The organism is Herpetosiphonaceae bacterium (assembly GCA_036374795.1).
Classification (GTDB): Bacteria; Chloroflexota; Chloroflexia; order Chloroflexales; family Kallotenuaceae; genus LB3-1.
Map to the genome: position 1 here is coordinate 16,235 of DASUTC010000089.1, position 12,284 is coordinate 28,518.

Sequence of the window (12,284 nt, forward strand, 5' to 3'; positions counted from 1 at the left end):
TCGTTCATGCCTGCGCAGGGCACCGCTGCCAAGATGCCATCTTGTATCTCCACCCCAGGTGTGAGGAACATCCCACCCTGACGGCGCGCTAGAGCCATGATAGCATGGGCTGGCAGGCGTGCCAAGTACGCGACGGCTGGCTAGAAGATCTGCTGCTCGATCTGCCAGCGCTCGCACATCAGCCGCATCTCGGCATCCGACAGGCCGCTCGACGGCTCTCCGGCCTGAAGATTGAGATACTCGTAGCGCGCGGCGGTTTCGGCGTACTCGACCAGATCGCCCGCCTTGCGCGCGCTGATCTCGGAGCGCGTGATGATGCCGTGGCGCTGCCACACGACGGCGCGGTACGTACGCATGGCGGCGGCTGTCACCTCCGCCTGTTCGGGCGAGCCCGGCATCTGGAAGGGCAGCGTCGCGATGCCTTCGGGAAACGTCAGGATCGTTTCGGGCTGCCAGCGCAGCAGCCGCCGGTTGAGCGCCCGCGTCTCGGCGTAGCGCGCGATATGGCTCAGATAGGTCAGGTACACGGGCTGCGCGTGGACGACGGCATGATACGCCAGGTCATAGCGCGCAACGTGGTCGTCGTGGATCGCCAGATGCGAGTTCAGCTCGCTGGTCGGGTATACCTCCGTCGCGGCGTAGCACGTCGCGCGGAGGCCATCGTCGTGAATCCGCAGGCAGCAGATCGTCGTCTCCGGCGTGGCCGCGACATCGCGCAGCCGCCGCCCGGCACCCGTGACGATGACCCAGCCGCCAGCCAGCGCGGAAGCGGCGACGGGCAGATCGATCGCGCCGCGCTCGTGAAACGCGCCAGCCAGCCCGTCCAGGCCGCGCACAAAGACCGAGATGTTTCCGGCAGCGGCCTCGGCGGCGTCGATCGCCGTCATGCGCGTGCCCACCTCGGCAAGGTCGCCGACGATCGCGTTGTAGCTCAGGTCATGCACCCTATGATCCGCAATACTGCTCGATCGTGTCCAGCAGCCGGGTTAGCTGGACGGGCTTGGGCAGATAATCGACCGCTTCGATCGCCGCCGCCTTGGTCTTCAGATCGCTATCCGCCGAGATGACGACGACCGGAACGGGCGCGAGCACCGGATCTTGCTTTTGCTCGGCTCTGAACTGCCAGCCGTTCATCACCGGCATCATCAGATCGAGCAGGATCAGGCACGGCGGCGTACGCTCGCGGAGCAACTGGATCGCCTCCTGGCCATTGGCTGCGCCCTGCACCTGATAGCCTTCGTCCTCCAGAATCTCCGTCAGCGCCTCACGAATCGCCAGATCATCCTCGACAATCAAGATCCCTGAGCAAGGTTGTGTCAGACCCATGAGAAGTTACTCCTTCGCCTGGTGATGCGATGCTGCACTGGCTTGATCGACGGTGTTGGAGTATGTTGTGATCGCCCGTGGTAATGTTACAACAAAGGTCGAGCCGACGCCCAGCTCGCTGGCGACATCGATCGCGCCGCCGAGCGCATCGATGATCTGGCGTGCGATATACAGCCCCAGGCCCAGCCCGCCATAATTACGGGACGATACCGCGCGCTCGAAGCGGGCAAAGATTCGTTCCAGGTGCTCAGGCGCGATCCCGATCCCGTAGTCGCGGACGGTCAGCCGCGCGCTGGTGGTATCCTCCGCGACAAGAATCTCGATCGGCTGGCCTCCACCGTACTTAATCGCGTTCGACAAGAGATTGGTAACGACCTGCTCCAGCCGCAGCCGATCGGCGTTGACCCAGACCGGCCCGGCAATGTGCAGCAGGACTCGACAGCCCGCGGCCTCGCACTGCTCCTCGAAGCGCAGCGCCACGTCGCGCACGGTCTGCGCAAAGTCCACCCGCTCCAGCCGGAATTCGATCTTGCCTGAGCGGATGCGCGTGACATCGAGCAGGTCGTTGGCGAGGCGCGCCAGCCGCTCGGCCTGCTCGTCGATAAGCGCGAGCTTGGCGACCAGTCGATCGTCTGAGATCGCGTGCAGGCCGCGCTGCTTCGCGCTGCGGATCAGACTCTGGGTTTGTAGTCTGAGCGGCGTGAGCGGCGTTTTCAGCTCGTGGGACGCGATCGATAGGAACTCGTCGCGGGCGATAATCGCCTCCTGCGCCTCGCGGTACAGGCGCGAGTTATCGACAGCGCTCGCGGCGCGGCGCGCGAGATGCCCGGCCAGCGCCAGATCGTCGTCATCGTAGCGGCGGCCCGACTCGGCGCTGATGAGCGTGATCACGCCGAAGGTGCGCTTGCGCGCGATCAGCGGTACGCAGATGTACGACGTAAAGCCGACCTCACGCAGCAGCCGCAGATGCTCTTCATCGTGAGCCGCCTTGACCAGCATCTCATCCGACATCTCGGAGAACAGCTCCGGCTGGCCCGTCCGTAGTACATGCCACTTGCCGCGCGGCGTATCGGGGTGGGCGGGGTAGCGCTCTTGCAGCTCATTGGCCCACTGTATTTTGGCCGGATTGGCATGGACGACGACGAGGTTCTGGAGGCTGCCGCGCTCGTCCAGAATGTCGATCGTACACCAGTCGGCCAGCTTAGGCACGATAAGCTGCCCCAGCGTGGCGAGCGTCTCCTCGTACTCAAGCGACGACGTGAGCAGCGCGCTGGCCTCCGCCACAAAGCGCAGCGCCTCCTCGGCGCGCAGCCGCGCGGTGACATCCTCGATCAGCGACAGCACCGATACCAGTTGTCCGGCGCTATCCAGCAAGGCCGAGGAGTACCAGACACAGTGGATCACGCGACCATTTTTGGTGTAGTTGCGATGGAGCATCACGGTATGCCGCTTGCTCCCGTCCAGCATGTGCGCGATGGCGTTGTTCACCGTCTCGATATCCTCGCGGTAGACGAACTGCCAGTCATGCGGCTGCTTGCCCAGCACCTCGTCGGGCTGCCAGCCAAAGATCTTGACCGCCGCAGGCGACCAGCGCATCACCCTGTAGTCTTGATCCCACTCGATCATGCCAAGCGGCGTGTTTTCGACGTGGAAGGTGAGCCGCTGAAGGGCATGCTGCAACGCCTCCTGCGTCCGTGTGCGCTCGATCGCGATGCCGCAGATGTGTGTCGCGATCTCGATCAGATGGAATTCAAACGGATCGGGAGCGTGCGGCTCACGGTAGTAGATCGAGAATGTGCCTAAGACCTCTCCGGCGCTCGACATAATCGGCGTCGACCAGCTTGCGCGCAGGCCGTACGCCAGCGTCACATCCCGAAAGTCGGTCCAGCGCGGGTCGGTAGCGATGTCAACGGCGATAACCGGCTGCTGGAGAAAGGCTGCGGTGCCGCACGAGCCTTTGTTGAGGCCAACCGGGACGCGCTCGTAGGCGTGCTTAAAGCCTGCGGGAATGCTCGGCGCTGCCCCGTAGCGTAGGAACTGCCCCATCTCGTCCAGCAGCAGGACCGCGCAGAGCATGCCCTCGGATTGCGCTTCGATCAGCACAGCCAGCGCCTCCAAGATCTCGGCCAGGGGCTTGCCCAGCGCGATCATCTCCAGCGCGTGCTTCTGCCCATTGGCAAGCGCCTCGGCCTGCTTGCGCGTGCTCAAGTCGTCGATCGCGCCGATCATACGCACCGGCTGCCCGGCCTGATTGTAGATGACGTACCCACGATCGAAGACATAGGCATAGGAGCCGTCGGCGCGGCGGAAGCGATACTCCGCCGCCCAGGACTGTGCTCCATCCCTGATCGCGGCGTCGAGGCCCGACGAGATCCGCTCCCGATCATCGGGATGAATGCAGTTGCGCCACCAGTGCTTGTCGATCTGCATCACGTCCAGGGTATAGCCGAAGAGCGTGCTGGCGGTTTCGTTCCACGTGACCTGGCCCGTGAGCAGGTCCCAGTCCCAGATCGCGTCGCTGGTGGCGCGGACCACCGCATTCCAGCGCTCTTTGCTCTCGCGCAGGGCCTCCTCGGCGCGCTTCTGATCGTCGATGTCGGTGCAGGTGCCAAGCCACTTGACGATCTGGTCGGCCTGATTCCGCAGCGGCAGCCCGCGCCCAAGATGCCAGCGATACGCGCCGTCGGCACCGCGCCTCAAACGATACTCGATCTCGTAGCTCACTCCCGTCCGCACGGCCTCCATCCAGCGCTCGACGGTCTGCTGCACATCGTCGGGATGCAGCACTGCTTCCCAGCCCCAGCCCAGGCAATCCTCAGCGGTCAGGCCGGTGTAGTCGTACCAGCGCCGGTTGAAAAAATCGGTGTAGCCGTCGGGATTGGCCGTCCAGACCAGCTGCGGAAGCGCCTCGACCAACGTGCGGTAATAGATCTCGCTGGCCTCGGCTGGCGCCTGCTCGGCGCATGTGATCTGCTGCGCGGGCCGTGGGTCTGACACAGCGCCGGGGGCGGGCGCTCTCTGAGCGGCGCGCGACTCGTCTTGCAGCCCAGGTGGTTGCGAGTTGCTGAAAGGAGCGTTGGACATGCGAACCTTCCTCGTCCGTGCAGACGATGCCATCCATGACGATCATCTGCAGAGCTGTATGATCTATGCCGGAAACGGGCGACTCTCAAAAGACCAACACGACGACATTGCGATCCCAGGGCTAAGAACGTATCCTGTGCTACATGCTTCCGTGGATGTACTGGCGCATCGCAGGGGGTATTATAGAATCATTACTCATTGTTTGGAGGGCTGATGTAGGACCTGGTGCCATGATCATTACCAATTACGCTAGATTATAACGAAAAGCCGTCAGAAGATCCCAGCAAGGAACAGGCCAGGGCAATTCGCCGCGTAGTAGCGCCATGATCAAACCGCTTCTATCGGGCTGGAGGTCGGCGATGGCAGAAGGAGGAGCAGATGCCTTCAAATCCAACGGTTGGACGCGGCGCGCTCCTGTTTGCGGCGCTGATGTTCGGGCTATCGATCTTTCTGGGCGTGGCGCGGCGCGATTGGCGTGAGGCGATATTCTGGCTGGCGATCAGCCTGTTTATGGCCTGCTACGGCGGGCTGATGCTCAACGTCGTGCCGCAGATCCACCGGCTGCTGCTGATTGTCGGGCTGCTGGCCGGGGGCGTGGCGTTCTGGATGGCGCTTCAAGCCTCGTTCGGTTTCTAAGACCGCACTTAAGGCAGGTCAGAAGGCTAGTGTTATAATACCAGCCCATCACCGGATGCCATCTTGAGCTTTATCGATAGGTGTGGACGTGCCAGGGTTTACCGACGCGCTGCTGCGCTTCAATATACTTGTCTCTCAGACGATCCTCGTCGTCACGTTCTCGCTGCTGTTTTACATCGGCACGCGGAACTGGCGGAATATGGTGACACGCTCGACGGCGCTGCTGCTGGCGGGTGTGGTGATCGTCTTCAGCGGCGACGTGCTGCTCGACCGGGCGGTGCGCGAGGATACGCGCCAGTTTTTGCTGCGCGCGCAATGGCTGGGGATCGTGCTGGTGCCAGCGGCCTACCTGCATCTCTCCGACGCGATCCTGACCTCGGTCGGCCTACAGTCGCTACGGCGGCGCTGGGGTGTGATCGCAGGCTATATCAGCGCGGCGCTCTTCTTTGGGCTGGCCTTCGGCACGAGCTATCTCGTGGGGGGGCGGATCGAGCGCGGCCCGCTTGAGCAGCTGGCGGCTGGTCCCGTCTTCTGGCTGTTTGCGGTCTGGTTTTGCATGGTAACGCTGGGTGGCCTGTATAACATCTACCGGGCGCGGCAACTGCATACTACGGCGGCCTCGCGGCGACGCATGACCTATCTGGGCGTGTCGTTTCTCGCGCCGGGGCTGGGCGTGTTTCCCTATCTGGTCGTCGCGGGCTTCGCGGCAGCGCTGCCGCCGTGGATCGTGCTCTCGCTGGCGATCATCACCAACATCGGCGTCGGCGCGATGATCATGGTGCTGAGCTACAGCGTCGCCTACCAGGGCGCGCTGCTGCCGGATCGCATCGTCAAGCAGGATTTTATCCGCTGGCTGCTGATCGGGCCGCTCGTGGGCGTGGCCGTGATCATCTGCTTTCAGGTGCTACCGCTCTTCGAGGATGTGCTTGGCCTGCCGCGCGACACGATCGTGACGTTCGGCGTGATGATCTTTACGGTGGCGATCCCAAGCCTGATCGACTATATTCGGCCCCGTCTGGAGAATCTGCTGCTGTGGCAGGACCGCGAGCAGCTCCAGCTTTTGCGGCGCTTCGATCGCAAAGCCTTTACCCGCACCGACCTGCGGCATCTGCTGGAAAATACGCTGGTGACGATCTGCGGCGCGATGCGCGTTGAGTACGGCTTTGTGGCCGCGCCCGAAGGCGACAGCGCGGTCGTCAAAGCCTCGGTCGGGCCGCGTCACGAGATCAAGCACTTCTTCAGCCAGCATAGCCTGCACGATATGCTTGAGCACGCGCGCGAGCTGCCGTCGCGCAAGCATGGCGCGGTGCCCGAAGCCGAGGATTTCCTGCCGATCGACGGCTACTGTATTCTGCCGCTGCACGCTTCGAGCGGCACGTTCCTGGGCGTGGTCGGCGTGGCAAATCCAGCGCCCGGCCCGACGCTTGAGGTGCGGCGGCTGATCGGCGTGCTGGCGCACCAGATGGAGCTGGCGCTCGAAAATGTCCAGCTTCAGGAGCGGATCTACGCCACGCTGCAAGGTCTGACGCCTGAGATGCGCTCGCTGCAACAGTTGTCGGCGCATCTTGAGCACACGCCGCCCGCGACGCTGGAGCAGATCGAGGCCGATGTCGCGCTGCTGCCAAACTTCGATCAGCTTGTGCAGGATGCCCTCAAGCACTACTGGGGCGGTCCTAAGCTCTCGGAAAGCCCGCTGCTTGGCCTGCACTCGGTGCGTAATGCGCTGAGCGAGACAGGCAGCCCCACCAAGTCGCTGCAACTGGTGCTGCGGCGGGCGATCGAGAATCTGCGGCCCGATGAGCAGCTCGAGCCGACGGCGCAGGAGTGGATGTTGTACAATATTTTGCATCTGCGCTTCCTGCAAGGTCTGCGAATCCGCGATATTGTGATGAGATTGGCGATGAGCGAGTCCGATTTTTATCGCAAGCAGCGCGTCGCCGTCGAGGAGGTTGCGCGCCAGCTGGCGCTGATGGAAGAGCATGAGCGGCGCTGATCTCCGCATCGCGTCCCGCTATGCTGGCCCTGGAAGACATGATCATTGCCTGGTGTGATATGTTCTCGTCGTTACCGGTGTCTCTGCTATGACTGTTCACATCCTGATGATCGGCGATTGTACGCTGGCGACAACCTATCTGCCGCCGCGCCACAAGAACGAGCAGGCGCTCCACGCCAAGCTGCGTGAGCATTATCCCGACGACGAGTGCGCCGTGACGAACGAGGGCATGGATGGCGAGTCGATCGGTAAGCTGCTCAAGCGCTACGAGCGCATGATGCGCCGGATTAGTGCGCCAGATTACGTACTGATCCGCTACGGCGTCAACGACCGCAAAGAGTACGGCGTCGATGGCTTTCGCGAGAATCTGATCCGGCTCTGCGAGCGGCTGCGCGCCGATCTGCCCAGCGCGCGAATCTTGCTCGAAACGGGCGTCTACGTCGATTATCCCGCGCACTACGAGTTCGATCGCAACAGCGTGCTCCAGCCGATCTACACTGTGATCCGCGAGCTGGGACAGCGCTACGCGATGCCCGTTGTCGATATTTACGAGCGAATGCAGCGTGAGACGGAGCAGGGTAACTGGGATCTGCGCGTGCGCGGCTATGGCGTGGTGGACGAGGATATTCCTGTGCTCGGTCCCGGCCAGGATCATCTGCATGTCGGCGATGTGCGCTGGTGGACCAACATCCACCCCAATCCAGTGGGCGTCGCGGTGATCGCCGACGAGGAGGTACGGGTGCTCAAGCAGCACTGGCCCGACACGCTGCGCTTTTGATGGCGGCACGCCCGCCGCATGAATCATCGTTCAAAAACGAGGAGCGCTATGGAACACCGAACAACTCCCACGATCACCGTCTATACCACCGGCCCGCGCTGCGTGGACTGTAACACGATCAAGAATTGGCTGACGCAGAACGGCTATAGCTACACCGAGCGCAATATCCGCGAAGATCCGGCGGCGCTGGAGGAATTGACGAGGCTCGGCTACCGGGGAGCGCCCATCACCGTGATCGGCGAGACGATCGTCGATGGGCTGGAGATGGACGAGATCAAGGCCGCGCTGGGGCACCAAGGTTAACGTTAAACCACAGGACCAGACGAAGCTCGTCTGGTCCTGTAGCGTAGGGAGGAAAGATAGCTGCTATGCGGTGCGGCGTCGGAGCACGAGGCCACCCGCGACGGCGAGCGCGCCCAGCCCGATCAGCAGCAGGCTCAGGGTGTCTGCCGCGCCGGTGTTGGGCAACTGGTTGGGCGCACCAGTGGTGGTTGCGCCGCTCTCGCTGGCGCTCGCCTGCGGCGTGAAGGTCGCCACCTCCGCCGAGATATTCGCAAGCTGGCCCAGCGCCACGACATCGTAGATCGTTCCGGCTTTCAGGTCGGTATTCGACAGATCCAGCACGACATCGTTCGCGCCCGCCGGTGTCACCTGAAGGTTGTACGAGGCCGCATCAACCGGCAGATAATCGCTGGCGTTCGGAAAGGCCAGGCTCTCGATCAGCGTCGGGCCGCTCGCCACCTTCACCGCGACCGCCGGGGCGTCGGGCGAGGCATGGATCACACGGACATGGGCCTTACCCGCAGCCGGAGCCGCCAGGTTATCGTTGTAGACCTGCCCCTTGATATTCGCCAGCGCGCCCACAGCCGCGACGGTGTACGCCTTGCCCGCCTCAAGCGTCGGATTGGCCGTGATCACGGCAGCGCCCTCGCCCTGCCCCGCCGGAGCCACCGCGATCTTGTGCGCGCCCGCCGGAACGTCCAGATAGTCGCTGATCGCCTTGAACGCGACGCTGGTCAGCGCCGCCTGGCCGTCTACAAACACGTCAACTGCCGGGGCGTCGGGCGAGGCATGGATCACGCGGACACGGGCATTGTTGCTCTGGGCTGCTGCCGGAAGCGCAAACCCGAAGACCAGGAGCGCCATACCTACCATGTACAGGAATCGCCGTAACATACTCAAACTCCTTCCAGAATTGAACATCCTTGTTTCCGTCAGCCAGCACTGCGCGCTGTGTCGGCCTGCTGCGGAATGGCCGGTTCCGCCTCGTTGGTGGCTTATACGCAGCCCCAAAATGTTTGGATCTACGTTTTGCACATGAGTTGCATATGCTATGCAAATAGATTATACATGAAATTCAGATATTGCACAGGGTTTGCACATGATATATCCAGAATTGCGCACAACACAAAGCGCGTCCGGCATATGCCGGACGCGCCGTATCGACAGAGAGTGAGGCTATAAGTCGCCGAATAAGATTTGCTTCTTGCTGGGATGATCCGAGCCTTGCGCGTCCTCGATCGTCACCATAATCCACTTGTACTTATCCATCGGCTCCGGCGGCGAGATCTCAACCTGGGTCGTCTCGGCGGCGGGCGGCGGGTTGAAGGTTGCCAGCGGCTGCTGCACGCCCTCGCGCGCAACCCAAACCTGATAGGTCTGCCCAGGAGCGAGCGGCGGCAGGTTGCGGATCACGAGCAGAGCTTTGTTGCTGCCGGGTTTCATGAACGTGTTGGCTACGATCCACTGCGTGTCGCCCTCGGCCTTGAGCGGGCGGATCGCCTGAACATCGGCCAGCATACTTTCAAGCGCCCCAAGCTGGCTGCGCGTCTGTGCCAGCTCGTCGTTGACGCGCGTGAGCTGATCCTGGAGGCTGATGCTCCAGGCACCGCTCATCACCAGCAGCGTTAGCGCCGCGAGCGCCGCCCAGGTCGAAAGCGAGGCGGCGGTGCGCGAGCGCCGGGTCGGCGCGCTCAAGAACAGCTCGCGCTCGATCTTTTCCAGAACCTTACGCTTGCAATGACTGGGCGGTGCAACGGGCGTGACGACAAAACCGAGCATCTGTGCTGTGTCTGCTGCGGTATAGACCCGCCTGCGACACGGAGGACAGACGCTAATATGCTGATCGACGAGGCTGCGCTCCGATGGATCGAGAGCATTCAGCGCGTACCCTTCGATTAATTCCTCAACCTGTTCGTGCTCCGAATGCATTTTCATGTGCCTACCAAACCCTGTCGTGGAAGAAACGTGACCCGTGTGCATGTTACTCGACAAGACCTTGATCTTGAAGGATGCCGCGTAGCTTTTGTAGTCCGAGCCGCATCCGTGTCTTGATCGTGCCCAACGGATTACCAAGGCGAGTCGCAATTTCTTGCTGCGTCAGGCCGCCATAGTACGCCAGCTCAAGCGCCTGGCGCTGCTCATTGGGAAGCTGCTGCAATGCGTCGGCGACGATGCGCCGCTGTTCGCTCTGAAGCGCGGCCTCGCTCACGTCGGTTGTATCGGCGATGCTGCTCAACACCGGGTGCTCGTCGTCCTCATACACCGGCTGCGGACGAGCACGGCGGCGGCGCAGCTCGTCGATACAATAGTTATGGGCGATACCAAAGAGCCAGGGCGCGAACATGCGGTTGGGATCGAAGCTTGCAGCGCGCTGCCATACACGCCAGAAAACCTCCTGGACCGCCTCCTCGGCAATCTGCCGATCGCCAAGCGTTTTAAGGGCCAAGCCGAATACCGCCGGAGCATAGCGATCGTACAGGATCTCAAAGGCACGGCGATCTTGCTGCGCGACGCGCGTGATGAGCTGCTGATCGCTGGTTGCTTCTTCGGGCCGTTGTTGTACCTGGGCCAAATTTCGGCTTCCTTTTGAGTGTACGCACCGCGAAAGTTCTTGGTTCTCTATCGCGCGTATCTTACCATAGGCTCTGCCGATCGTGCAGCGGGCGCACTACGTCTCGACCGGCGCCACCTCAACCAGATTATCGTAGAAGGTCGCGCCGCCGCCCATGTCGGTGAGTGCCTGCGATGTCGTATGGTTCACACCTTTGCCGTCGGGCGTCAGCGAGCGCCACCAGATCGAGGGCGCGACGACTAGGCCGGGCTTGACCCGCTCGGTGATACTGGCCGGAAGCTGGAACGAGCCACGATCGTTGAAGACGCGCACGAGATCGCCGTGGTTGATCCGGCGCTGCGTCGCGTCGAGCGGGTTGATCTCCAGCACTGGCTGGCCCTCGTAGCGCTTGAGCACGTTGACAAAGCTGGTGTTCAAGAAATGGTGCGCGGGCGGCGTCAGCAGCGCCAGCGGATACTTCGCCGCCAGCTCCGGCGCGCGGATCGGGCTTTCGGCGGGCGGCGTGAACGCGGGCACCGGATCGAAGCCGTCGGCGGCCATGCGTTCCGAGTACAGCTCGCACTTGCCGCTGGGCGTTGGGAAGTTGCCCGTGGCGAAGGGTGCCCACTCCTCAGGAATGTTGAGCCGCAGCCAGCCATGCTGCCTGAGCGTCTCCAGGGTGATGCCTTGCAGCCACGGATGATCCGACTCAAGCACCTGCCGCACCATATCTTCATCCGAGTCGCGGAAGCACGGATCGTCAAAGCCCATGCGCGCCGCCAGCCGCCGGAAGACCTCGGTGTTGGGCAGCGACTCGCCCAGCGGCGCGATTGCGGGCTCGTTCCAGGCGACGTAGAGCTGGCCGTACGCTTTGTGAACGTCGGCGTGCTCAAGCTGCGTCGTGGCGGGCAAAACGATGTCGGCATACGCGACCGTGTCGGTGGGGAACTGCTCATGGACGACCACGAAGAGATCGTCGCGCAGCAAGCCCTGCTGCACGCGCTCAAGGTCGGGCGCGACCGCCGCCGGGTTGGAGCCGTACACAAAGAGCGCCTTGATCGGCGGATCGTCGACGGTGGTAAGCGCGTTGCCCAGCTCGGTCATGTTGATCGTGCGCGTGCCCGGCGGGATCAGATCGGGGCGCTCCAGCGCGGCGTAGTTGAGCGGGAACGTGCCGCTGGTGCTCAGCAGGATACCGCCCGCCGGATTCCGCCACGCGCCGACGACCGCCGGGAGCGCGGCGACGGTGCGAATCGCCATGCCGCCGCCTGCGTGACGCTGCATGCCGTAGTTGATGCGGATCGCGGCGGGCTGCGTCGTGGCGTACTCGCGCGCCAGCGAGACGATGCGCTCGGCGCTCAGGCCCGTGATCTCGGCGACGCGCTCCGGCGGATACTCCGCCACGCGGGCGCGCAGCGCGGCCTCGCCGACGGTATACTCGCGCAGGTACTCACGATCTTCCAGCCCTTCGGCGAAGATTACATGCATCAGGCCCAGCGCCAGCGCCGCGTCGGTGCCAACGTTGATCGCCAGATGCTCGTCGCACTGCTGCGCCGTCCGCGAGCGGTAGGGATCGATCGCGATCACACGAGCGCCGTTTGCCCGCGCGCGCTTGACGAACGGCCACAGGTGCG

11 protein-coding genes are annotated in these 12,284 nt (G+C 63.1%); 4 read left to right on the forward strand and 7 right to left on the reverse strand.

What is annotated here, in order from left to right; genetic code table 11:
- Window positions 1–140: 140 nt before the first annotated feature.
- From VFZ66_06090 to VFZ66_06100, 3 genes are read right to left on the reverse strand one after another with little or no spacing between them, the layout of a single operon-like run.
- Window positions 141–944 (reverse strand): class II aldolase/adducin family protein, encoded by an 804-nt coding sequence (locus VFZ66_06090; protein HEX6288740.1) that lies wholly within the window; start codon window positions 942–944, stop codon window positions 141–143.
- Between the two features lies 1 nt (window position 945).
- The gene (locus VFZ66_06095) at window positions 946–1,326 is read right to left on the reverse strand and encodes a response regulator (GenBank protein HEX6288741.1); all 381 of its coding nucleotides are present in this window, start codon (window positions 1,324–1,326) and stop codon (window positions 946–948) included.
- Between the two features lie 6 nt (window positions 1,327–1,332).
- The gene (locus VFZ66_06100; protein HEX6288742.1) at window positions 1,333–4,410 is read right to left on the reverse strand and encodes a PAS domain S-box protein; all 3,078 of its coding nucleotides are present in this window, start codon (window positions 4,408–4,410) and stop codon (window positions 1,333–1,335) included.
- A 378-nt stretch (window positions 4,411–4,788) separates the two neighbouring features.
- On the opposite strand from VFZ66_06100, the gene VFZ66_06105 reads away from it, so the two are divergent.
- From VFZ66_06105 to VFZ66_06120, 4 genes are all read left to right on the forward strand, one after another.
- The gene (locus VFZ66_06105; GenBank protein ID HEX6288743.1) at window positions 4,789–5,046 is read left to right on the forward strand and encodes a hypothetical protein; all 258 of its coding nucleotides are present in this window, start codon (window positions 4,789–4,791) and stop codon (window positions 5,044–5,046) included.
- A gap of 88 nt (window positions 5,047–5,134) precedes the next feature.
- Entirely contained in the window at window positions 5,135–7,039 is a 1,905-nt protein-coding gene (locus VFZ66_06110; protein ID HEX6288744.1) for a hypothetical protein, read from the forward strand.
- 88 nt (window positions 7,040–7,127) lie between these two features.
- Entirely contained in the window at window positions 7,128–7,817 is a 690-nt protein-coding gene (locus tag VFZ66_06115) for an SGNH/GDSL hydrolase family protein (GenBank protein ID HEX6288745.1), read from the forward strand.
- Between the two features lie 48 nt (window positions 7,818–7,865).
- The gene (locus VFZ66_06120; GenBank protein ID HEX6288746.1) at window positions 7,866–8,120 is read left to right on the forward strand and encodes a glutaredoxin family protein; all 255 of its coding nucleotides are present in this window, start codon (window positions 7,866–7,868) and stop codon (window positions 8,118–8,120) included.
- Between the two features lie 63 nt (window positions 8,121–8,183).
- Here the strand turns inward: VFZ66_06120 and VFZ66_06125 are convergent, their stop codons facing one another.
- The 4 genes from VFZ66_06125 to VFZ66_06140 form a co-directional block, all read right to left on the reverse strand.
- Window positions 8,184–8,993: a DUF4397 domain-containing protein gene (locus VFZ66_06125; GenBank protein HEX6288747.1), complete on the reverse strand. Its 810-nt coding sequence runs from the start codon at window positions 8,991–8,993 to the stop codon at window positions 8,184–8,186.
- Window positions 8,994–9,275: 282 nt separating this feature from the next.
- Complete coding sequence (locus VFZ66_06130) at window positions 9,276–10,034, reverse strand: anti-sigma factor (GenBank protein ID HEX6288748.1); 759 nt, start codon at window positions 10,032–10,034, stop codon at window positions 9,276–9,278.
- Between the two features lie 46 nt (window positions 10,035–10,080).
- Window positions 10,081–10,671, reverse strand: a complete 591-nt coding sequence (locus VFZ66_06135; GenBank protein HEX6288749.1) for a sigma-70 family RNA polymerase sigma factor — start codon at window positions 10,669–10,671, stop codon at window positions 10,081–10,083.
- Window positions 10,672–10,767: 96 nt separating this feature from the next.
- Window positions 10,768–12,284: molybdopterin-dependent oxidoreductase (locus VFZ66_06140; protein HEX6288750.1), on the reverse strand; the 1,517-nt coding region annotated here is incomplete at its 5' end.